The sequence below is a fragment of the Paenibacillus sp. ATY16 genome, from assembly GCF_003399985.2.
Taxonomy (GTDB): domain Bacteria; phylum Bacillota; class Bacilli; order Paenibacillales; family Paenibacillaceae; genus Pristimantibacillus; species Pristimantibacillus glycanilyticus.
Genome location: NZ_NMOK02000002.1, coordinates 89,649 through 112,874 on the forward strand (window position 1 = coordinate 89,649; position 23,226 = coordinate 112,874).

Consider the following 23,226-nt stretch of genomic DNA (forward strand, 5'->3'; position numbering starts at 1 on the left):
GGGGCGTTTTTTCTCGTCAGCTTTCAGGAAAGAGTGTTTCCGAGGGATTCGTCGCAAACGGAGGGAAGGCGGATGACGGCTTCCGTTCCAACCCCTTTGGTGCTGCTGAAGCGGATCGAACCCTCCATAGCCTCGATAATCCGGAAGGTGACCATGAGACCAAGGCCCGTTCCCTTGGATTTGTTGGAGAAATAGGGCTCGCCAAGCTTGTCCAGCTTCTCGGGATCAATCCCTTCGCCATTATCGATTACACGGATGAGAACCTCATTATCTTCCCTGTTGGCCAGAATGGATACGGCTCCGTCAAAGCTGGATATGGCCTCCAGGCTGTTTTTGATCATATTTATGATTGCCTGTTTAAACTTCTCGGCGCTGCCGAGCACATAAAGGTCCGGTTCCGCGATGACTTCAAGCCTTGTGCTTTGCATTGCGGCAAGCGGTGAGATGATATCCTGAATCTGATTCAATTCTTCCGAAATATTCAAGGTCTTTATATCTTCCAGATGAGGCTTGGCGAACGTGAGGAACTCGGTAATGATGCTGGACGCGCGATCGAGCTCTTGTACGGCCAGCTGCAGGAACTGCTTCTCCTTGTTTACGGCCTTTTCTCCCACCAATTGAATGAATCCGCGCGTCACTTGCAGCGGATTGCGTACCTCATGCGCGATAGAAGCGGCCAGATGGCTGATCAGCTCCATTTTCTCCGCGCGCTGAATTTCCCGGTTGAACATTTCGAGCTCCTTGGAATATTTAACGAGCTGGTCGTGGTTGCGCGAGAATTGCCTGCCCATCACGGCAATGAGCGACAACAGGAAGGCGAGCAGCCCCCACTTCCAATAGATCAGATGATAGGTCTCATCCCTGAAATAGATCATAATCTCCGAGATAAACACGCTGCAGAAGACGGAGTATCCGACGGAAATCATAATCGCGTCCCGGTTCCCCTTCCAAGCGTAACCAATCGCGTGAACAGTCAGAATGAGGAATTGAATAGCGGCGATAAAGGTAAGCGGTACAACTTGAAGCAAGCTAAGGCTTATGCCTGGAACAATGGTTTTGCCAAGCGCCCATAACACAATAACCAAGACCGTAACCGGAATAAGAACGATTCTGAATTTTTTTATAATGCCGTGAATGCCAGGTCCAAGAGTCTGTTCGAAAAAGACTGCGAGAGCAGGAGTAAGCAGGAAAAGGGCTAAATCAAACAAATCCAGAAACGGTCTTCCGTAAGCATAATAATGGTGGTACAGAGCGGGAGAGTAGGCTAGTATAATTTCACCCAGGCATAAGATGATCAGGCATAAAGACATCCACAGCACAATTTGCTCGCGTTTAAGAAAAAACAGGCAAGTCATCATGATTAAGGCAATGAACATAAACGAACCGCCATAAACCAATTCAATCAATCCGTAACGCTCATATTCGGGCAGCATCTGATTGTAATCGCCGATGACCATTTCAGGCACCAGCGATTGTCTCTCATCGGATAAACGGAGCAGGATCAGCAAGTGATTGCCTTTTGTCGCATCGGACAGAGGGAGGAGCGTATAGTTCACATCGTAAGGATACGATCTTTCCATGTTATAGAGCAGGCCTTCCCGATGTTCAAGAGCTACGCTGACAGCAGTCCCGTAAGCACGTTTTATCCATATTCCCGGCGTATTCCAATCCAGGGTCGGAAGCGTGATGCGCAGGATCAGGGCATCGGCACCGGCTGCCCGCTTCTGCATAGGCTGCTCGGTGTCGGCATGCTGCCATTTTGTCGGGTCTCCCTCTGCGATCCATGCCGGTTGATAGGACTCCTTAGGCTTGTACAGCCACTGGTAGTCCCATTCCTTGATGACGGAATAGTTTTGCTGGGGTTTCTCTATGGAAGAGACATGTTGAATCTGGTAGACCGAGCATATAACCAGTACAATTATGCCTGTAATCAGAAGAATGGTTGATCTCATTACCGTCACCTACAGTTGATATTTCTGTCATCTTTTACCATACTTGCTAATTCGACAAAAATCAATATGATGCAACAAAGTATATATCACCTTCATACTTGAGTGCTATAATAAAGCCATTTAAATTGGGGCAGGGGTGGTGTAACGCATGGCGGTAAGCGAGTATTACGCGCGTAATGGCGAGGTCAGCATTCATTATTACGATTCAAGAGACGAAGCGGATGAAAGGTTGGTTCCGATTGTAGTCTGCCCGGGATTATCGGAAACGGCGGAAGAATATTTGGATTTTATGGAAGCGGCGGCGCCAAGGCGATGCATTCTGTTATCATTCCGCGGAAGAGGGAAAAGCGATACCCCAGAGGCTGGTTACGATCTGAAGGATCATCTGACTGATCTGGAATCCGTCGTGAGGGATGCCGGGGTGAAGAGCTTTCATCTGTTTGCTTATTCAAGAGGGGTATCCTATGCGCTGCAATACGCCCATGCCTATCCAAGCGATGTGCGCTCCTTTATCGTTGGGGATTATCCGCCCGAACATCGGGCGATGCCTGACGGCTGGGCGGAGGACTATATCCATCATTATTTGATTCCATTTAACCGGACATCCAACATACGGACGGACGCAGTATGGGGAATACAACGGGAGTCGGTTCAAATTCCGCTGGACCAGCCATTGCAGCTGCCGCTTATGGTGGCAAGGGGACAACGGGAGGGCTCTTTGGTTACGGAAGAGGATCTGGCCAGGTACAAACGAATGAGTGAAGCGGTCAGCGTGAAAGAGTACGCCCGGTCTGACCATGCGCTGAAGGGTGAAGACAAAGCATTGTTTTACGCGGATATTATCCGATTTGTTAATGAGCAGGACGGAGGTACGGAATAAGAAAAAAAAGTAATTGAAGGTCGCAACTATTGTGTGTTATAACTATTGCGGGTGATGTAGGAATGGAACAATTGCCGCAGTATGTGGATGTGCGCGAAATACTGCAAGGCGTCGTTAGAAGATTCGGCCTGCAGCAGAAGGACGGAGCCCAGGGATTCGGGATTTCCGTTATTCAAAGCCATATTCTGTATGAGCTGCACAAGCGTCCGAATCTATCGTTGAATGAGCTGGCGGATGTGCTCTGCGTGGAAGCAAGCACGTTAAGCAGGCAGGTCCAGCAATTGGTTGAGCTTGAGCTGCTCAGTCGCGAACCGGATCAGAAGGACCGTCGATACGTAACCTTGACCCTGACGGCAAAGGGACATGAGCAGCAGAAGGCCGTTGCCGAAGCAATGGAAGATTATATCTTAAGCATTTTTCAGTATGTGCCCGCAGATAAAAAAAGGCAGGTGCTCGAAAGTCTTCAACTATTAAATGAGGCGATGGGACAAAGTTCTCATTGCTGTTTACCTCCTCTATAGAGGAGTTTATTTTTGGATAATAGTTGCAAATTGCAATTATTAACCGAATCGATATGAATTAAAGCGGGGAACGACAAGTGGCATTTATAGCAATTATTCTTTTTTTGATTACGTTAACGTTTGTTATTTGGCAGCCGAAAGGGCTTGGTATTGGCTGGTCAGCCGCAGGCGGTGCTGTACTGGCGTTGCTTTTTGGCGTTGTCAGCTTTGCCGATGTAGGAACCGTAACCGGCATTGTATGGAATGCAACGATTGCTTTTATCGCCATTATCCTGAACTCGTTGATCCTTGACGCAATTGGTTTCTTTGAGTGGGCAGCCCTTCATATGGCCCGTCTAGCTAAAGGAAACGGCAGAAGAATGTTTGTATACGTCATTGTGCTTGGCGCAGCGGTATCGGCCTTTTTCGCTAATGACGGAGCAGCGCTTATCCTTACGCCAATTGTGCTCGCCATGGTCAGGGCGCTTAAGTTCGACAGTAAAATGATCCTGCCGTTTATTATGGCGGGCGGTTTTATATCGGACACGACGTCATTGCCCCTCATTATAAGCAATCTGGTAAATATCGTTTCGGCCGATTATTTCGGAGCGGGTTTTGTGGAATATGCCAGCCGGATGATCATCCCGAACCTCTTCTCGCTTGGCGCAAGCCTTCTTGTGCTGTATCTTTTTTACCGGAAAAGCATTCCCGCGGATTACGATGTCCGCGAGGTGAAGGAACCAAGAGAAGCGATTAAAGATCACAAGCTGTTCCGCTTGTCCTGGATTTTGTTGGCGATTCTGTTTGTTGCCTATCTGGCCAGCGAATTTATTCATGTGCCGGTATCGATCATTACGGGGGCCGTGTCTTTGGTCTTCTTGCTGTTCGCCCGCCGGAGCCCGGCGATTCAGACCAAGAAGGTGTTGAAGGAAGCTCCATGGACTGTTGTTGTGTTTTCGATTGGCATGTATGTCGTGGTCTACGGGCTGCGAAACGCGGGACTTACGGATGCGCTTGGAAACATCATTCAAGTCATTGCCGACCATGGACTTTTTGCCGCAACGATGGGTATGGGCTTCCTGTCGGCGATCTTATCCTCCGTAATGAACAACATGCCAACGGTAATGATTGATGCCTTAGCGATCAAGGGGACAGCAACGGCAGGTGCGATCCGGGAAGCGTTGGTTTACGCCAATGTGATTGGATGCAATCTGGGTCCAAAGATGACGCCAATCGGTTCGCTGGCCACCTTGTTATGGCTTCATGTTCTCGCGAAGAAGGACGTGAAGATTTCATGGGGCTCATATATGAAAGCAGGCTTCGTATTAACCGTGCCGACCTTGTTTATCACGCTGGTCGGGTTATATATCTGGCTTGAGTTTATTCATTCGTTTAATGTGTATGTTGGCTTTGCGATTGCGGGATTCCTATTGGCAGCAGCCGGTGTTGCCCTCGCCTTTTTCTTCAGGTTGAAATCCGGCAAAAAACAAGAAGCGGAAAAACAAGTGGCATAGCCATGACAGGAGGATACGGATGACAGCAAAACCTATCATATATTTCCTATGTACGGGCAATTCGTGCAGAAGCCAGATGGCGGACGGATTCATGAAGCTGCTGGGCGGAGACGAATTCGAGGTGTACAGCGCCGGCTTGGAAGCGCACGGACTAAATCCGAAAGCCGTGCAAGCGATGAAAGAAGCAGGAGTGGATATTTCGGGCAATACCTCCGATGTGATTGATGTCGAATTATTAAACCGGGCTAAATACGTCATTACCTTATGCGGGCATGCGGACGAGCATTGCCCGGTCATTGCCAATGAAAATGTCGTTAAGTGGCACTGGGGATTTGACGATCCGGCGAAGGCTACCGGCACCGAGGAAGAAATCATGGTCCAATTCCGTGCCGTGAGGGATGCCATTCATGACCGAATTAAACAATTTGTAGATGAAAAAAGCTGCCGTTAAGGCAGCTTTTTTATTAATCCTCAGGCTCATTCATGCCGCGGACGTAAATCACGTAACAGCCCCGGTCTTCGTCAATTTCGGTTGATGTCGTAAACATGGGACCGTAACCCGGAACGTCTACGATATCCTTCAGCAAGTAACGGATAACCTCATAATGGTTGGCGCTGTCGATCTCGGTCAGCTTGCGTCCCCGCTCGTTAGGCTTCCTGAATTCGATATAAATGCCGCGTCCCCGGTAGTTGGATTCGTCTCCGTAATTCTCGTTTGGCCCGATGCGCTTGACGATCAGCATTTCTTCGTTTTCCTGCATCTCGTTTGAGGTTAATTCGTATTGAACTCCGTTTGCAATCAGGTAGGTGCATAATTGACGGGCATACATCTCATCGATTCCAACGGAAGCGGCAGGATACTCCATTAACGGCTCGTATTCATTAAAGCCTTTGTCGACAAAATAAATTAATTTATTCATCTCTCTCACTCCGAATCAAAATGATTTCACTATCATACCATCATTTTATGGAAACTTTAACTTTTCTTGCTGCATCCCTATTAAAATATGATATAACTTTATAGGAACTATGAAGCTTGGAGGATACCAGTTTATGAATTTAACTCAAAAAGCAATGCTTGGCGTCTCTGCCGTTGCCATGGCTACCGCCCTTGCGGGCTGCGGTCAAACAACGACTTACCCGCGAACGGTTCCGCCAACGGACAGCCAATGCAGGGACTGGGAGTGGGACAGCAAAAACGGCGTATACCGCTGCGACGATTCCAGCTCCTCTTACTACCGGAATTATTACTATGGCAACAGCTATTATTCCTCCCGATCGGCTCTGCAAAAAAGCAGCTCTTATTCTGCTTATAAATCCAGCATTACAAGCAAAACGAGCTCCGGCTTTGGCAAAGGCAGCTCCATTGGCGGAGGCTGAACGTGGACCAATTCGCCAAGGCGAGAAACGCCTTTTATTCCGGAATTAAAGATTATTGGGCAGATTTGTACGGCGAAGAGTATTCCCTTTACGACCTATACGGCATGACGAAAGAAGAGGTTCATAAAATTCGCGAATCGACGAACCGCATTGGCCATATTTTCTATAAGACCGCGCAATTGCTTCGGACCGTGGACGACGATACTTTGATGATGCTTGGTTTCCCGCGCGAAACATTGGCGTACATAAGAATCAGAAGCTTATCTGTCGAGAGCGTTATCGCCAGGCTGGATCTGGTTGGGACGGGGGAGACGTACAAATGCATGGAGATCAATTCGGATACCCCGACCTTCATCAAAGAGCTCCATTATGTAAACGGACTGGTCTGCGAGGTCTTTGATCACCATAATCCGAATAAGGGCTTTGAGAAGCAGCTTGCGCTTGCGGTTGAGAAAGCGGTTATCGAGAGTCTGGAATATCTCGGCGAAGATCCGAATGAGCCTCGCATCGTGTTCACGGCCCATGGAGATAACGTAGAAGACGCCAATACGGCTCTTTACTTGCAGAGCTTTCTGCCTTTCCCGTCGAGCTTTGTTCCGCTTGATCAGCTTCAAATTATCCGGCATGTCGGGTTGTTTGACGGAGAGGGAAATCCCATTCACGTGCTGTACCGCCAAACCTTCCCGGTAGAGAATCTTATTGAGGATGAAGATGAGGAAGGGAATCCGATCGGATTATGGCTGCTGGAGCTCATCGGGCAGAAGAAGGTCGCAGTCGTTAATCCGCCGTCCGCCTTCCTTCTCCAATCGAAGGCCGTGCAGGCCATTATTTGGGGACTGCACGAAGAAGGGAGTCCTTTTTTTACCGAAGAAGAGCACCGATGGATCGGAGAGCATTTTCTCCCCACCTATCTGGAGCCGGACCGCTTTCTTGAAGGCCGGACGAAATACGTGATGAAGCCTGCGTTTGGACGCGAAGGGGATACGGTCAAAATTTTCGAAGGCGACGGGACGGTAGCGGCGGAGGATAGTCATAACTCCTACGCTCATTACCTTCCGGTCTATCAGGAATACGTCGAGCTGCCAACCGCCAATTTCCGGACGGTAAAGGGAGAACGTGAAGGCTCGTACATGTACGGCAGCTTTTTAATCGGAGGAAATGCGGGCGCCATAGGCATTCGCATCGGCAGCCCGATTACGGATAATTTATCTTATTTTTTGCCGGTTGGCATTACTAAATCAGAGTAAGGAGCTAAATTGGAATGGACACTAATTTATATGTGGATTTTTTGCTTTATTCATTGACGGGTTTCGCCATTATGATAGCAGGGCTGCTCTTGTTTGAACTGACAACGAAGAATAAGGAGTTTGCCCTTATCTTTAAAGGAAATGCTTCGGCAGCCTTGTCGCTTGGCGGCAGGCTGGCAGGTCTCGCCATCGTAATCCGCGCGGCTGCGGAAAACTCGGTATCGCTCTCCGACATGCTGCTGTGGGGCGTGATCGGGATCATTGCGCTCGTTATCCTCTACTACTTGACGGAGCTGATTACTTATTTATTCGGCAAGGGGCTTAAGGTGAACGTGACCATCTTTAAAGCCATTGAGCAGAACAACATCGCGGTAGGCATTCTTATTCTGCTTATTTCGTGCAGCGTAGGTATGATTATCGCCGGATGCCTTACTTATAATCCGGATTTGCTCGGGTAGCCCGGCAAACACCCGCATATCTTGACATGTGGCGTCACTGGCGGTATAATCGGGTCTAACCATGTTTTTCTATACTTAATGGCGTTGAAGAGGAGCAGTAATGTCGCGGAGCAAGGCTAAGAGAGCCGGCGGATGGTGCAAGCCGGACCTGCAGCGATATGAATCTCGCCTTGGAGCTTTGCGTTATTATTACGCAACGAATAGCCTGCGTTAAAGGCAATGAGTGAACGAAAGGCAAAGCATGCCGGACGTTAACTAGGGTGGTACCACGGGAATAATCTCTCGTCCCTAGCGATAATACGCTAGGGGCGGGAGTTTTTTTATGTTTGTGATGCGCTCGCGCACACTTTTTAGGAGGAAATGATGATGAGTCAGGAATTTCAAGGCTACAACCCGCTGGCGGTAGAGCCGAAATGGCAGAAATATTGGGATGAGAACAAGACATTTGCAACAACGGAAGATCCGGGCAAGAAAAAATTCTACGCCCTTGATATGTTCCCTTATCCGTCCGGCGCGGGCCTGCACGTAGGTCACCCGGAAGGTTACACGGCTACGGATATCGTATCCCGTTACAAACGGATGCGCGGCTATAACGTTCTTCATCCGATGGGCTGGGACGCGTTTGGTCTGCCGGCGGAGCAATACGCTCTGCAAACGGGACGCCATCCGCGCGAGATCACGGTGGAGAACATCAACAACTTCCGCCGCCAGATCAAATCGCTTGGCTTCTCGTACGACTGGGACCGCGAATTCAGCACAACGGATCCGGATTACTATAAATGGACGCAATGGATCTTTATCCAACTGTATAATAAAGGACTCGCTTATGTTGCCGAAGTACCGGTTAACTGGTGTCCTGCGCTGGGTACCGTACTGGCGAACGAAGAAGTGATCGACGGCTTGAGCGAACGCGGCGGCCACCCGGTTATCCGCAAGCCAATGCGCCAATGGATGCTGAAAATTACGGAATACGCCGAGCGCTTGCTCGAGGACTTGGAAGAGCTCGACTGGTCGGAAAGCATCAAAGACATGCAGCGCAACTGGATCGGCAAATCGACTGGCGCGGAAGTAACTTTCGCCATTGACGGTCATGATGCCTCGCTTGTCGTATTTACAACGCGTCCGGATACGCTGTTTGGCGCAACTTACTGCGTACTGGCACCCGAGCATGAGCTGGTTGCGACAATCACGACGGCTGACCAAGCCGAAGCGGTTGAGGCGTACAAAGAAGCGGCGGCTCGCAAGAGCGATCTGGAGCGTACCGACCTTGCGAAGGACAAAACAGGCGTATTTACGGGCGCTTACGCGATCAACCCGGTTAATGGCGCAAAGACGCCAATCTGGATTGCCGACTACGTGCTTGCGGGTTACGGAACGGGCGCCATTATGGCGGTACCTGGCCATGATACCCGCGACTGGGAGTTTGCGAAGCAGTTCGATCTGCCAATCCTTGAGGTTGTTCAAGGCGGCGATGTAACGAAAGAGGCTTATGCAGGCGACGGTCCTCACGTCAATTCCGATTTCCTGAACGGTCTGAACAACGAAGATGCGATCAAAACGATGATGGAGCATTTGGAAAGCTCGGGCAAAGGCCACGGCAAAGTCACTTACCGTCTGCGCGACTGGCTGTTCAGCCGCCAGCGCTACTGGGGTGAGCCGATTCCGATTCTGCACCTGGAAGACGGCACCATGAAGCCGGTTCCCGTAGATCAGCTGCCGCTTGTATTGCCGGACGTGGATGCGATCAAGCCATCCGGCACCGGTGAATCGCCGCTTGCGAACGTTACGGAATGGGTAAACACGATTGACCCGGAGACGGGCATGAAGGCTCGCCGCGAGACAAACACCATGCCGCAATGGGCGGGAAGCTGCTGGTATTACCTGCGCTTTATCGATCCGAAGAACGAGAACGAAATCTGCTCGCCGGAGAAGCAACGGGAATGGCTGCCGGTTGACCTGTACATCGGCGGCGCGGAGCATGCGGTGCTTCACTTGCTCTACGCGCGCTTCTGGCACAAAGTGCTGTACGATCTTGGCGTTGTAAACACGAAAGAACCATTCCACAAGCTGGTGAACCAAGGCATGATTCTCGGCACGAACAACGAGAAAATGTCCAAATCGCGCGGCAACGTTATTAACCCGGATGATATCGTGAACGAATTCGGTGCGGATACGCTCCGCATGTACGAAATGTTCATGGGACCTCTGGAAGCGACGAAGCCTTGGAATACCAACGGCGTAGAAGGCACATACCGCTTCTTGAGCCGCGTATGGCGTTTGTTCGTTAGCGAAGACGGCAGCGTAAACGCGAAAATCGCAAACGACGGCGAAACAACAAAAGCGTTCAAGCAAACATGGCACCGTTCCATCAAAAAGGTGACCGATGATTTCGAGAACCTGCGCTTTAACACCGCGATCAGCCAGTTGATGATTTTCGTTAACGAAGCCTACAAAACGGATGTATTGCCGGTTGAAGCCATGAAGAACTTCCTGCAAATGCTGTCCCCGTTAGCTCCGCACATCGCTGAAGAGCTGTGGGAGAAGCTGGGCGGAACGGGCTCCATCACTTACGAGCAATGGCCTTCGTACGAAGAAGCATTGACAGTGGATGATGAAGTTGAAATCGTCTTGCAAGTGAACGGTAAAATTATCGAGCGCGTTTCCATTGCAGCCGATACGGCGGAAGCAGAGATGGAAAGCCTTGCCAAAGACATGGATAAAGTGAAAGAACTGATAGAAGGCAAAACGATCCGCAAAGTGGTCGTTGTTAAGGGCAAGCTCGTTAACATCGTAGCGAACTAAATAGCAGGCAAAAAAAGAAGAGGTGAGCGGCCCAGCAGCGCAAAATGTGCTACTGTCCGTTCACCTCTTCGCCGTAGAAAGCCGTATTTATTTTGGCGACGTCTTCGTCGAATTTTTTATGCGTCGTCCGGATCAGCCGGTTGAAGGTGCCGTCAAGCTCACGATTCAGCAGCTGCAGGGCCTGGGCCGTAATTCCTCCGGGAACGGCTACTCTCTTCTGGATATCTTCCGGAGATAGTCCGCCTTCCGTCAGCAGAAGTCCCGTGCCGAGCAGCATGTTGCTTGCAACGCTGACCGCGTCCTCGCGGCTGATTCCCGTTTCGCATACGGCGGCATCTACGAACTGCTCGACCAGATAAGCGAAAAAGGCAGGTCCGCAGCTGGAGAGGTCGGATACGATCCGGGTGTAAGGCTCTTCGATAGCAAGGGGCTCGCTGATGAAAGCAAGCATATCTTCGATAAGGGTCTGGTCCTCTTCACTAATGCGGGAGCCATACATGCATAGGGTAGCTCCGCTCCAGACGAGGTTGGTGACGCTTGGAATGACCTTTGCGATTTTGCACGGCAAAAGCTCTTCCAGATGACCGATCAGAACCGGGCTTGTTATGGATATAAGAAGCTGCTCCGGCCGCAGGACCGGCAGAAGATCATCAATCACTTTCTTATATTCAAGCGGTTTGACGCATAAAAACAAAATGTCGCTAACGCTTGCGGTGCTTGCATTCGAACGCTCGGCTCTCATTCCGGGATATCGTTCAGCAAGCGCCTGGGCTTTTGCGTAGGTGCGGTTGCTGATTACGATCTGACACGGGTCGAGTGCTCCAGATGCGACGAAGGCTTCGATAAGCAGGCTTCCCATCGCGCCCGTCCCAATGAATCCGACATTCATGCTCAGCCCTCCTAACAGATTTGCTCTTTTAACCTATTCCTCAAGACTTGCCTAATATGACATGGAAATGCTAAAAATCCCTTTTTTTTGGGTAGAAGGAGTGTTCGCAGTGGCTCGTTTCCCGCAAGGACGTCAAACGAATTCGAATAAAAACGGATTTATAATCCCTCTATTTCTTGTCGCGGTTGCGGTTGTATTGCTTGCTGCGGCCTTCGCGCAGCCAAAGGAGAAAGCGCCGGATGAGTGGGTGAAGCTAAACCGGGAGGTTGGCGCTGCCCTGCAAATGAATGAAGAACCGGAAGCGGCAGCGGAGAAGGCGGATCTGCCGGAAAAAACGAAGGAGAGCGGAGCGCAGTTGCCGAACGTCCAAACGGGGAGCATTCATGCGGAGGCTAATGCCGGAGAGACTGCAGGGAAAGAAGAAGTCCCGTCAGGCAAGCTTGATATTAACCGGGCAACGGCCGAGCAGTTGGATACGCTGAAAGGGATTGGCCCGGCAAAAGCGCAGGCCATTATCGCCGACCGGGAACAGAATGGACTTTTTTCATCCGCGGATGATCTTCTTAGAGTGAAGGGAATAGGCAGCAAGCTGCTTGCCGGAATAAAAGATAGCATTGTCGCATCGCCATGATTATGAGAGAATGGGACAAGGTGCAGGGAGGTTTTCCCAGGCCTATATAACCATATTCGGGCATTAAGTTCGATTCCATTGGACAACCAAACCGAGCCGTTTGCTTTGAAATGGTTGAAGCATGTCCATCCCATATACCAAGGAGTTGTTGCACATGACGAATCAAGAACAAAACAAACGTTCGCTCGACACATTGGCTGTCCATGGCGGACAGGAGATTGACCCGACTACTTTTGCCCGCGCGGTTCCGATTTACCAGACGACCTCTTACGGCTTCCGTGACACGGATCATGCCGCGAACCTGTTCTCGCTTCAGGAATTCGGCAATATCTATACCCGCTTGATGAACCCGACAACGGATGTATTCGAGAAGCGTATCGCCGAGCTGGAAGGAGCGCCTGCCGCACTCGCCGTAGCGTCCGGACAAGCTGCGATTACGTATTCGATTTTGAATATCGCGGGAGCGGGAGACGAGATTGTATCCGCAACCAGCCTTTACGGCGGTACATACAATCTCTTCTCGACAACCCTTCCGAAGCTGGGCATTCAAGTCAAGTTCGTAGACCCGTCGAATCCCGAAAATTTCCGCGCGGCCATAACGGAACGCACAAAGGCTTTGTATGCGGAAACGGTAGGCAATCCGAAGGGTGATATCCTTGATATCGAGGCCGTAGCGGCTATTGCTCACGAGAACGGCATTCCGCTTATCGTGGACAATACGTTCCCAAGCCCTTACTTGCTCCGTCCGATTGAGCACGGCGCGGATATCGTGGTTCATTCCGCAACCAAATTCATTGGCGGTCACGGTACATCGATCGGCGGCGTTATCGTGGACGGCGGCCGTTTCGACTGGAAAGAAAGCGGCAAATTCCCTGGCCTGACCACTCCGGATCCTAGCTATCACGGCGTTGTGTACACGGATGCGGTTGGTCCGATTGCTTATATCATTAAAGCTAGAGTACAATTATTGCGTGACATGGGCGCTGCCCTGTCGCCGTTTAACTCGTTCCTGCTGCTGCAAGGTCTCGAAACCCTGCATCTGCGCATGGAACGCCATAGCGCAAACGCCTTGAAGGTTGCCCAGTTCCTGGAGTCGCACGAATCGGTGGAATGGGTAAGCTATCCGGGTCTCGAGAGCCATCCTTCTTATGAGCTGGCCAAGAAATATTTGCCGGACGGCCAAGGCGCCATCTTGACCTTTGGCATTAAAGGCGGCGTCGATGCCGGCAAGAAGGTGATCAATTCCGTGAAGCTGTCTCGCATTTGGCGAACGTTGGCGATTCGAAGTCGCTTATCATCCATCCCGCAAGCACAACCCACCAGCAGCTGTCGGCTGCGGAGCAGGAAGCGGCAGGCGTAACGGCCGGGTTGATCCGCCTGTCGATCGGCACGGAAGGCATTAAGGATATTTTGGCTGACCTGGATCAAGCCTTGCGCGCAAGTCAATCGAACTAATACAACGATATCATCTATATACATCTAGATAGAGGCAGATCCGTCGGGTTCCTTCCTTGAGGAATCTGACGGAAGCTGTCCGGGCAAAAGGAAAAGGAGTGGAAGACATGTCAGAAGCGCAGGATGCTTCACGCAAAGACTGGGATACGTATTTTATGGATATCGCCTATATGGTGTCGACACGCTCGCGTTGTCCCCGACGTCATGTCGGATCGGTGCTCGTGCAGGGCAAGAAGCTGCTGGGAACCGCCTATAACGGCGCTCCGATGGGCGTGCAGGACTGCTCGGAAGCAGGCTGCATGATTGCGGAAGAATGGGAGACGCGAATCGGCGACGACGGTAAGGAGCAAATGGTCAAAAAACAGCGCTGCATCCGTACGATACACGCGGAGCAGAACTTGCTTCTCTTTACGGACCGCGCCGACCGTGAAGGATCAACGGTATACGTAACCGATCAGCCTTGCTGGACTTGCGCCAACATGCTGGCAAACAGCGGCGTGAAGGAAATTGTGTTCCATCGCGGTTATCCGAAGGATAGTGACAAGGTAAGCCTGCTTATGAGCCAGAAGGGGATTGTATTCCGTTCGCTGACGGATTACGAGCCGCCGCCGCAGGCGAGCATGAAGGTTACATCCTAACTAAATAAGCGAATGGGGAAGAACCTCCGTATGCATCTGCTTTGATGCGTCCGGAGGTTCTTTTTTTTCTGCACGGAGGAGGGATTGCCGTGAATAGACGGCCTTTAGTATGGTTTGCCGTGTTCTGGATAGCGGGAAGCAGCATGGCCGCTCATCTGAGCATAGGGGGAGCGGCTCTGGCCATAAGCTCAGCGGCGGCTTTGTTGCTTGCACTTGTGCTAGTTGGACAATCGACAAGGCGGCTTGCCGTTGTCTGCTTAATCGGCTGCATGCTTGCAGCCGGCGAGCGGCTGTGGGCCGATGCCCGCAACGGGAGCGCGCTGGATCTGCCGGGCGCTTCGTATGAAGCGGAAGTGACCGGCACGATTGTGTCCGCGGTAGAGGTCGACGGAGACCGCGCGATGTTCCGCGTGACGGCCGATGCCGTCCGCGTGGGTGGCGAAGCGGCGCCGCGCAAGGTCCGCGAGCGCCTGCTTGTTCAGGTGCGGCTTGCCGAGCAGCCGCACCAAGAGCTCGCCGCCGCGTGGCACCGAGGCGGCAGCGTGCGCCTCGCCGGCGAGCTTTCGCGGCCGGCCGGCGTTTCCAATAGCGGCGGTTTTGATTACCGCCGCTATCTGGAGAGCAGCCAGCATGTCCACTGGCTGCTCAAGGTCAAGGGCATCGGCGCCGTCCAGGCGGCGCCGGGCCCGGGCTGGACCGCGGCCTCCGTGCTCGGCCGCGTGGATGCCGCGCGCGACTGGCTTGGCGCGCGGATGGACCGATTGTACCCGGCCGACCAGTCCGGGTACATGAAGGGGCTGGTCCTCGGCATACGCGAGGACCTGGACCCGGAGCAGTTCCAGCAGTTTTCCCGGCTGGGACTGACTCATATATTGGCCATTTCGGGTCTTCACGTGGCCGTGTTTGTATACGCGCTGGGGGGCGTTTTGCGGCTGCTGCGTTTGACTCGGGAGCGGCTGCTGCTTACCTTGATTGCGGCCGTTCCGTTTTACGTGCTTCTCTCCGGCTCGTCCCCTTCCGTCGTAAGGGCAGGGCTCATGACGATGCTGGCGCTTCTAGCCGCAAGAATGGATAAGCTGAAGGACGGCCTGCATCTGCTGGCCGCCGCTGCGGTAGCGATGCTGATCTGGAATCCTTCCTTTATTCAGGATGTAGGCTTCCAATTGTCCTTTGCCGTTACGGGAGGGCTTATTCTGTTTGTGCCGCCGGTTAGGCGGGCGATGCCGAATTGGCGCAAAGGAAAATCGCTGCTTGATCTGCTTGCCGTGACGGTTGTGGCGCAAGCGGTATCTTTTCCGCTGACGGTCTATTACTTTAATCAGTTTCATTTGCTGTCGATTCCGGCTAATTTGATCCTGGTGCCGTTTATTAGTTTTATCGTAATGCCGATAGGGGCGGTAGCGCTCGTCTTTGGCCTGCTGTGGCCGCTTGGCGGTCAACTGCTGGCAGCCGTCAGCGTATACGCAAATGATTGGACGTTTCTTCTGGTTAGCTGGCTTGGGGAAATGGACGCCGTCCGTACCATCTGGGCCACGCCTCCGTTATGGTGGATTGCCGCCTGGTATTTGGCTCTAGCCGTTCTATGCAGACAGCTGCCGGCTGCACCTGCTGCTGTTCGGAAGGAAACGGACGAGACTATGCCCCTGCAAGAAGCGTCAGCCGGCATGGAACGGGATGCTGCTCCTATTTGGGAGCTGCTGGAGGAACGGAAGCTCCCGATCTGGAGGAGGCGGTCAACCGGATTAAGTCTCGCCATGTTAGCGGGTGCGGCCTTATTGTTCTACGCCTATTTTCCGGATATGCTGAAGCGTACGGCCGATGTTGATGTTCTTGATGTTGGACAAGGGGATGCCATCTTTATCCGTACGCCGCAGGGCAAGAGGATTCTGATCGATGGCGGGGGAACGTTAAGCTTCCGCAAACCCGGCGAGGAATGGAAGCAGCGCAGCGATCCGTTTGAGGTGGGAAGCAAGGTTGTTGTTCCCTTATTAATGAAGCGAGGGGTTCATTCTCTTGATCTGCTTGTCATTTCCCATCTGGACAGCGACCATATCCGCGGTTTGCAGGCGGTGCTCGACGCTATTCCCGTACGCGCCATTGCATGGAACGGAAGTTTAAAGCATGCCGAGGACGCGGAAGCGATTATGCGCACGGCCTTGCGAAAAGGGATCCCGCTCTACCGTGCGGAAATCGGAAAGGAGTGGAAGGTGGATGCCGATACGGAATTAACCGTCTTATGGCCGCCGGCTGCAAGGGAAGGAATTCCCGTCGTTGAGGATCAGAACGACGACAGCGTTGTGTTATGGATGAGAATCTATCAATCCACCTTTCTGCTGTCGGGGGATATTAGCAGCACAGCCGAATCGGCTATACTATCGCGTATGCGGGATGAAAATACTACTCTCTCATCAACCACATCCTCCAAGAAGCTAAGCCGGATCGATGTCCTGAAAATTGCTCATCACGGCAGCAAATATTCCACCTCGGAGGAATGGCTGCGCTATTGGAAGCCGCTTCAGGCGGCAATTTCCGTCGGGGCAACCAACACTTACGGTCATCCGCATCCGGATGTGCTGAAGCGTCTGGAGGAGCACGGCGTCACGGCATTGCGGACGGATCAGAATGGCGAAATCCGCTATAGAGTGGGTTTATCTGGAATATATGAACAAACGATCAGGAAGAATTAGGAAGACTCTGGCGAAAGTGCCTATATTCCTAATCGGGTATCCTGCTAAAATGCTTCTTTCAACCTAACTCACTAGGAACTACCTATATACGGGGTTCCATTTTTTTGTTATCCTTTAGGTTGGAGTTTTCTACTTTTTCAATTAAAAAATTAAAGGTTTTTCATTTTAGAGGTGCAACAATTTATGCAACCCGCTCGTCAGAGAGGTTGCAAGAGAGGGGGATCCTTCGTGGTAGAGCCTGGCCTTATTAGAGCCGCTCAGTCAGGAGATCGGGATGCTTTAATAACTCTGTTGCGAGAGATTGAAACCCATGTTTACCGGACAGCCTATTATATATTGAATAATGAACAGGATGCGATGGATGCGGCGCAGGAAGCGTTAATCCGCATATACACGAAAATCGGCTCCTACGAAGAGAAGGCCCAGTTCAAAACGTGGATTCAACGAATTGTAACGAATATTTGCATAGATAAGTTTAGAAGAAGCAAGCCAACCGTATCGATAGACGAGCATGAGATGGTATTCCGGGAGAAACAAAATGTCGAGGACGAGGTTATGTCGGCTTACGCCGTACAAGACATCCGCAAGGCAATCGATAAATTGCCGGAGCATCACCGGGCAGTAGTTGTACTGCGGTATTTGCAGGATTTCTCTTATAACGAAATCGCTGACTCGCTTGATCTGCCATTAAATACGGTCAAATCCTACTTATTCCGAGCTAGGCAGCAGCTTCAAACTTTACTACATGATTATCAGAAAGGTGGTGTCCGGGGATGACTTGTCAAGAGGTGATCGAATACATGAACCGTCAGCTAGACGGCGATTTGGATGAACATGAATATGAGATCTTGATGAATCATACGAGACATTGTCCGGACTGTGCAGCAATGTTTGAGCGGCTGAAGAAACTGTCCGATGAGCTTGGCAATTTACCTCATGTCATGCCAAAGTACAGTCTGGTAGACGCTATTTTGCCTCAGCTCGAAGAAATTGTTCCATTCCGGCAGCCGGAGGCGGCTGCGGTGGAGATTGCTCCGGTGGCCGTTCCTGCGCCAACGCAGCAAACCACGCGCCGTGCCAAAGAGCGGCATCAGCTGCGCTTCCGGGCGATAACGGGAATTATTGCGGCGAGCGTAGCAGCCGGATTATTCCTAGTATCTTATAATGCGGGTTTATTCCCGTCGTCTTCGCATAGCTTTGATGACGATAAGGTGCAAACGGCTGCGGCGGATACTTCCGCCAACTCAGCTGAAGTGCAAAGACAGTTTAAAGAGGTTCAGCCTTACGCCAACAATGCCAACGATACCGGCAAAGCGCACGTCAACACGGAATCGATTGATCCGGATCAATCTGCATCCTCGGCTGATTCAGCGGGCAACGACGATTACCATGTGACGACGGAAGAAGACTTGGGGATAGCCGCATCCGAATCGGAAGCAGGCGGATCCACGGATAATCAAGGGAACAGCTCCGGCGGCAGCAACGAGCCCGCATCGGACAACAAAGGGGCCTCGACCGGTGAAGTTCCTTCCGTCAAAGGACCTAGCCAAGGCATTGGCGATGGCAATGAGCCGAATCAGGGGATAGCCGGGTTTACGCCTGCACCGCTCGAGGTTGCTTCTCCGGACGGCAGCTACATTGCCAAGGCAGTTGGTTACCAGATCCATGTTTACAAGAACGGTGACGATGCAGGGAAAGCCGTTTATGATTCCATACGCAGAAACGGCAAGGTTGCCACGCTCGCATGGTCGGAGGACGGCAAGCAGATTACCTATGAGGTGCAGCTGGAATCCGGCGGCATGGAGCGTTACACGATTGACCTGGCAGCGAAAACCGAATCGAAGGCAGCTCATTAATTCTAGACATTTTTACGGCTGATATTCGCACACTTTATCGTTCACTTGCGTATGATATACAAATGAAAAGTCAACGTGAGCCTTGACCAAAAGTATGACCATCTACAGGGCGGTACCATGGGCCTGCCTGCAGATGTTTATATAGATGTTCAGGGACAAAGGGATGAGGCCTAAGAAGCCCATCCCTTTGTTGCTGTTCAGCGAATGCCATAAGATGCATGCATGGGAGACGGGGAGAGGTGAAGCATGGAAGCAAAAGAGGCGTTAAAGGAAATTAAAGCGGGGAAGTTCCGTCCCGCTTACGTGATATACGGCAAAGACCGGTACCGGATCGGCCAGTTTACGGAGACGTTAACGGAAGCGATGTTTACGCCGGACGAGCGTGAGCTTGGCGTAGTCAAGTTCGATACGTCGGAGACGCTGATTGAAGAAGCGGCGCTTGAAGCGGAGACGCTGCCTTTCTTTGTGGAGCGTAAGCTCGTTATTGTACGCGATTCGGTTGTGTTTGCTGCCGGAGGCAAAGAAGGCGGCAAGCTGGATCATAAGACGGACCGGCTGCAGCATTATTTGGACATCCCGTCGGAGACAACGGTTATGTTGTTCATTATAAACGCGGAAAAGCTGGACGAGCGGCGCAAGCTGGTGAAGATGCTGAAGGACCGCGATGCGCTTATCGCTTTTCAGGAGCTTGATGCGGCGGAGCTGAGACGCTGGGTTGTCAAACGCGCGGAGGAACAGAAACGGACGATGTCGTCGGATGCGGCGGATCTTCTGCTCGTGCGAACCGGGGCGAATATGCAGCAGCTGGCGATCGAAGTGGACAAGCTATGTCTTCATGCCGGTGAAGGCGGGGTTATAGGCGTTGAAGAGACGGAACTGCTGACAGCCTCTACCGTTGAAGAGGATGTATTTGCGCTGGTGGATGCCATCGCAAGCCTGCAGGTTGACCGTTCGCTGAAGCTGTACCGGGCTTTGCTCGTCAGAAGGGAAGAGCCTATCAAGATTGCCGCGTTAATCGCAAGGCAGCTGCGAATCATGCTTCAGATCAAGGAGCTTGAGCAGAACCGGTATTCTCCGCAGCAAATGGCTGGGCAGATTGGACTTCATCCGTACGCGGTTAAGCTTGCCGCCGAGAAAAGCCAAAAGTTTAAAGTAGCACGGCTTGGCGCGCTGCTTAGCGATATAGCGGATCTGGATTACAAAATGAAGACGGGCGCTATCGATAAGACGCTGGGATTGGAATTATTCCTGCTGTCGCTTGGCGTTCAGCAAGGACAAGGCGCCAGATAATCGAATAATGACAAATCAAAAACGGCCTCGCATAAGCGAGGCCGTTTATTTGTTTGCGGTTTATTAAGCTTGAGCCGACAGAGCGTTCAGCTTTTTAGCAAGACGAGATTTTTTGCGGGAAGCCGCATTTTTATGAATCAGGCCTTTAGTAACCGCTTTGTCCAATTTTTTCGTTGCAGCGACCAGAGCAGCTTTAGCTGCTTCTACATCAGTGCCAGCGATAGCTTGGTCAGCAGATTTAACAGCCGTACGAAGCGCGGATTTTTGGGAAGCGTTCAAAGCGCGGCGTTTTTCGCTCGTTTTAACGCGTTTAATTGCGGATTTAATGTTTGGCATCGAGTTTCACCTCCTACAAAGTTTGCGTAAGCAAACAAAAAGCGTACGCGGTAAGTCTAGGTAACACAACTTAAAATATATTACCATGCACTCTCATGAAAAGCAATAGCGAGCCTGTCCTGCCATTTTTGCTCAACCGGGCAAAAGTATGAAATTGTCTCCCTTGCGAACAATAAGCTGGAGAGAATGGTATGGCTTTGAAGGGAGAATGGTTAAATGACCGAACTTGATTTGCAGCAATACAACATTCGCACCGATCTGGCGCTTGAGGCAAAAGAAATCGCGGAGCAGCTTGGCGGGGGAGGCCCGATCCCGGGCATACATTCAGAAACAACCGAAGATGACGGCATCACGATTACTCATCTGCACGTGCAGAACGAGCAAGGCTCCCGCGCGATCGGCAAAGTGTTGGGCCGCTACGTCACGATTGAGGTACCCGGCCTCCGCAAGCAGGATACGGAGCTGCAGGATCGCGTCGCTACGCATTTCGCCAAGCATTTCGAGACGTTCCTGGAGCGGATTGGCATAGGCAAGACGGCAAAGGTGCTTATTGTTGGGCTGGGCAACTGGAATGTAACGCCGGATGCGCTGGGACCGCTCGTCGTAGAGAATGTGATGGTTACGCGCCACTTCTTCGAGCTGATGCCGGATCAGGTTGCGCCGGGTTACCGTGCGGTTAGCGCGGTAGCTCCGGGCGTGCTCGGGATAACCGGCATCGAATCCAGCGAGATTGTCCAGGGTATCGCGGAAAAAACGCATCCCGACGTCATTATTGCGATTGATGCGCTGGCTTCCAAAGCGCTGGACCGCGTGAATACAACGATTCAAATTGCGGATATCGGCATTCATCCGGGTTCGGGCATCGGCAATAAACGCAAAGGCCTTACGCAGGAGATACTGGGCATACCGGTTATTGCTATCGGCGTTCCGACGGTGGTGTACGCCTCCACGATCGTAAATCATACGATTGAGCTGATGAGGGACCATATGGCGGCGAACAATGCCAATAACGATCAAATATTCGGTCTGATGAACCAAATGGGCGAAGCCGAGCGACTGCAGCTTGTCAAAGAGGTGCTTAATCCGGTGGGCCATGATCTGCTTGTGACGCCAAAAGAAATCGACGAGTTTATCGAAGATATCGCCAACATTATCGCAAGCGGCTTAAACGCTTCGCTCCATGAGGCTGTCGATACCGATAACGTTGCCGCCTATACGCATTGAATTTATTCAAAGTCCTTGGGGCTCAAAAGCCTCAGGGGCTTTTTTGACTTTTTTGACGGCCAGCCGTTTACGCTTGATGGAATCTCTTAATCTATCAAAATTCACTTAATCTATTATTTCCTTTCGGTTCTATCAAACCTTCTTGTCTCATAGATTAGTAACAGATGAGCAACGAAGAAGCGGGAGGTAGAACTCGAAATGAAAAGAACCATCATGTTGTTTGATCTGACACGCGGGAGCAAACGGATTCGCCGGTTGCTTGTAACCGGAAAAACCTTCGCGGTGTTGTCGATAAGCTCCATGCTGTTTTTTGTTGCGATAGGGATAGTGGGGATGGCCCAGCAGCAATCGCTTGCCGCGCCGGTATCTTCCATGTCCGGTTTCGCGGCATCTGTTTCAAGCGGTTTTTTTGGGGATATGCTAGAGATGGAGATGCCTCAGTTCAAGAGCACCAAATCGGGCGAGGAGTTGTCTGGCACGCAAATCAGCAGCTTTATCCTCCGTTTGATGACGAACGTTAATCCTGGAGATCCAAGAAGCCTTGTCGCCGGTGAAATTCCGGGCATGGATGCGGATTCGCCATTTCTAATCGCAGGAGGAGTCGGTACGGATCCGAATGTGTGGCCGGAAGACAACATTCCGATACCTGGCGATGATACGAACGCAATAAACGGCGATGATCATGGTCCGGATAATACAGGCGGAGGCAACGAGCCTGCGGATACTCCGGAGCCGCCAACATCGACACCAACTCCTACGGAGAAACCAACATCGACGCCAACACCGGATGATACCGGGACGCATTCAACTGGGAAAGACAAAGTGGTGTTTATCTATCACTCGCATAGCCGGGAATCCTGGTATCCGGAAATTGCGGACAAGAACGGGGATGCCAACTCGGCTTCCAAAAATATTACGCTGGTAGGCGAACGTCTGGCTGAGAAGCTGGAGGATTTGGGCGTAGGCACTACGCATTCGGATGTGGATTACCCGACAACGGTGCCGAACTATGATTGGAACTTCTCTTACAAATACTCGAAGAAAACCGTTCAGGAAGCTATTGCAAGCAACAAAAAGCTGAAATTTTTCTTCGACATCCACCGCGATTCGGGCAGACGCAAAACCACTACGGTGGATATTAACGGCAAAAGCTACGCGCAAGTTTATTTTATTATCGGACACAAGAATCCGAACTGGAAAAAGAACGCGGAATTCGCAACCCAGATCCATGACGTTCTGGAGAAGCAATATCCCGGCCTTTCCAGAGGGATCTTGGGCAAGACCACGGCAACGGGCAACGGCGAGTACAACCAGTCGCTTGCCGAGGACAGCGTATTGATCGAAATTGGCGGCGTGGACAACACGTTGGCCGAGAGCTACCGGACAGCGGATGTATTGGCAAAAGTCATTGCGGATATTTACTGGGACGCTGAGAAAGTGTCTGCTTCAAAATAATCAAGCTTAGGCGAAGGCTGTTGCGGCAGCCT

20 protein-coding genes, 1 pseudogene and 1 other annotated feature are annotated in these 23,226 nt (G+C 51.5%); of the genes and pseudogenes, 17 read left to right on the forward strand and 4 right to left on the reverse strand.

The features are described 5' to 3' along the window. Nucleotides 1-23 precede the first annotated feature (23 nt). Nucleotides 24-1,952: a sensor histidine kinase gene (locus tag CFI03_RS01155; RefSeq protein WP_248756211.1), complete on the reverse strand. Its 1,929-nt coding sequence runs from the start codon at nt 1,950-1,952 to the stop codon at nt 24-26. 148 nt (nt 1,953-2,100) lie between these two features. On the opposite strand from CFI03_RS01155, the gene CFI03_RS01160 reads away from it, so the two are divergent. The 4 genes from CFI03_RS01160 (at nt 2,101) to arsC (ending at nt 5,297) form a co-directional block, all read left to right on the forward strand. Beyond that, nucleotides 2,101-2,832 carry an alpha/beta fold hydrolase gene (locus tag CFI03_RS01160; protein WP_248756212.1) on the forward strand — a complete coding sequence of 244 codons (732 nt, stop codon included), beginning with the start codon at nt 2,101-2,103 and terminating at the stop codon, nt 2,830-2,832. Between the two features lie 62 nt (nt 2,833-2,894). Continuing rightward, entirely contained in the window at nt 2,895-3,353 is a 459-nt protein-coding gene (locus tag CFI03_RS01165; protein ID WP_248756214.1) for a MarR family winged helix-turn-helix transcriptional regulator, read from the forward strand. Nucleotides 3,354-3,430: 77 nt separating this feature from the next. Next, nucleotides 3,431-4,846, forward strand: coding sequence for an arsenic transporter (locus CFI03_RS01170; protein WP_248756216.1), 1,416 nt, complete (start codon nt 3,431-3,433; stop codon nt 4,844-4,846). 19 nt (nt 4,847-4,865) lie between these two features. Beyond that, the gene (gene arsC / locus CFI03_RS01175) at nt 4,866-5,297 is read left to right on the forward strand and encodes an arsenate reductase (thioredoxin) (protein ID WP_248756217.1); all 432 of its coding nucleotides are present in this window, start codon (nt 4,866-4,868) and stop codon (nt 5,295-5,297) included. 13 nt (nt 5,298-5,310) lie between these two features. Here arsC and CFI03_RS01180 read toward each other — a convergent pair whose 3' ends face one another. Beyond that, on the reverse strand, nt 5,311-5,766 hold the full coding sequence (locus CFI03_RS01180; RefSeq protein ID WP_248756219.1) for an RNA helicase: 456 nt from the start codon (nt 5,764-5,766) through the stop codon (nt 5,311-5,313). 133 nt (nt 5,767-5,899) lie between these two features. Here CFI03_RS01180 and CFI03_RS01185 point away from each other — a divergent pair, with 133 nt between their 5' ends. From CFI03_RS01185 to leuS, 4 genes are all read left to right on the forward strand, one after another. After that, nucleotides 5,900-6,226, forward strand: a complete 327-nt coding sequence (locus CFI03_RS01185) for an aminotransferase yhxA (RefSeq protein WP_248756221.1) — start codon at nt 5,900-5,902, stop codon at nt 6,224-6,226. 2 nt (nt 6,227-6,228) lie between these two features. Further along, nucleotides 6,229-7,473: a glutathionylspermidine synthase family protein gene (locus CFI03_RS01190; protein WP_248756222.1), complete on the forward strand. Its 1,245-nt coding sequence runs from the start codon at nt 6,229-6,231 to the stop codon at nt 7,471-7,473. Between the two features lie 14 nt (nt 7,474-7,487). Further along, entirely contained in the window at nt 7,488-7,931 is a 444-nt protein-coding gene (locus CFI03_RS01195) for a DUF350 domain-containing protein (protein ID WP_127496513.1), read from the forward strand. 75 nt (nt 7,932-8,006) lie between these two features. Continuing rightward, nucleotides 8,007-8,224 (forward strand) — a binding site (T-box leader). Between the two features lie 73 nt (nt 8,225-8,297). Beyond that, nucleotides 8,298-10,733, forward strand: coding sequence for a leucine--tRNA ligase (gene leuS, locus CFI03_RS01200; RefSeq protein WP_248756223.1), 2,436 nt, complete (start codon nt 8,298-8,300; stop codon nt 10,731-10,733). 49 nt (nt 10,734-10,782) lie between these two features. Here leuS and comER read toward each other — a convergent pair whose 3' ends face one another. Continuing rightward, nucleotides 10,783-11,622 (reverse strand): late competence protein ComER, encoded by an 840-nt coding sequence (gene comER, locus CFI03_RS01205; RefSeq protein WP_248756225.1) that lies wholly within the window; start codon nt 11,620-11,622, stop codon nt 10,783-10,785. A gap of 109 nt (nt 11,623-11,731) precedes the next feature. Between comER and CFI03_RS01210 the strand changes: the two genes are divergently transcribed. The 7 genes and pseudogenes from CFI03_RS01210 to holA all read left to right on the forward strand — a co-directional run bounded on the left by CFI03_RS01210 (nt 11,732) and on the right by holA (nt 20,179). Beyond that, nucleotides 11,732-12,253, forward strand: a complete 522-nt coding sequence (locus CFI03_RS01210; RefSeq protein ID WP_248756227.1) for a ComEA family DNA-binding protein — start codon at nt 11,732-11,734, stop codon at nt 12,251-12,253. A 154-nt stretch (nt 12,254-12,407) separates the two neighbouring features. Further along, nucleotides 12,408-13,708, forward strand: a pseudogene (locus CFI03_RS01215) (homocysteine synthase). A 107-nt stretch (nt 13,709-13,815) separates the two neighbouring features. Next, entirely contained in the window at nt 13,816-14,346 is a 531-nt protein-coding gene (locus CFI03_RS01220) for a deoxycytidylate deaminase (RefSeq protein WP_248756228.1), read from the forward strand. Between the two features lie 89 nt (nt 14,347-14,435). Then, the gene (locus CFI03_RS01225) at nt 14,436-17,033 is read left to right on the forward strand and encodes a DNA internalization-related competence protein ComEC/Rec2 (protein WP_248756229.1); all 2,598 of its coding nucleotides are present in this window, start codon (nt 14,436-14,438) and stop codon (nt 17,031-17,033) included. 228 nt (nt 17,034-17,261) lie between these two features. Further along, nucleotides 17,262-17,810 (forward strand): RNA polymerase sigma factor, encoded by a 549-nt coding sequence (locus CFI03_RS01230; protein WP_015843796.1) that lies wholly within the window; start codon nt 17,262-17,264, stop codon nt 17,808-17,810. After that, nucleotides 17,807-18,889 (forward strand): zf-HC2 domain-containing protein, encoded by a 1,083-nt coding sequence (locus tag CFI03_RS01235; protein WP_248756230.1) that lies wholly within the window; start codon nt 17,807-17,809, stop codon nt 18,887-18,889. The genes CFI03_RS01230 and CFI03_RS01235 overlap by 4 nt, the downstream gene beginning before the upstream one ends. A gap of 246 nt (nt 18,890-19,135) precedes the next feature. Beyond that, complete coding sequence (gene holA / locus CFI03_RS01240) at nt 19,136-20,179, forward strand: DNA polymerase III subunit delta (protein ID WP_248756231.1); 1,044 nt, start codon at nt 19,136-19,138, stop codon at nt 20,177-20,179. 63 nt (nt 20,180-20,242) lie between these two features. Here holA and rpsT read toward each other — a convergent pair whose 3' ends face one another. Next, nucleotides 20,243-20,515, reverse strand: a complete 273-nt coding sequence (gene rpsT / locus CFI03_RS01245; RefSeq protein WP_127496425.1) for a 30S ribosomal protein S20 — start codon at nt 20,513-20,515, stop codon at nt 20,243-20,245. A 216-nt stretch (nt 20,516-20,731) separates the two neighbouring features. Between rpsT and gpr the strand changes: the two genes are divergently transcribed. Both gpr and spoIIP read left to right on the forward strand, forming a co-directional pair. Then, on the forward strand, nt 20,732-21,739 hold the full coding sequence (gpr, locus tag CFI03_RS01250) for a GPR endopeptidase (protein WP_248756232.1): 1,008 nt from the start codon (nt 20,732-20,734) through the stop codon (nt 21,737-21,739). A gap of 198 nt (nt 21,740-21,937) precedes the next feature. Further along, a complete protein-coding gene (spoIIP, locus tag CFI03_RS01255) occupies nt 21,938-23,194 on the forward strand; it encodes a stage II sporulation protein P (RefSeq protein ID WP_248756233.1) in 1,257 nt (418 codons plus the stop codon). Nucleotides 23,195-23,226: the final 32 nt, after the last annotated feature.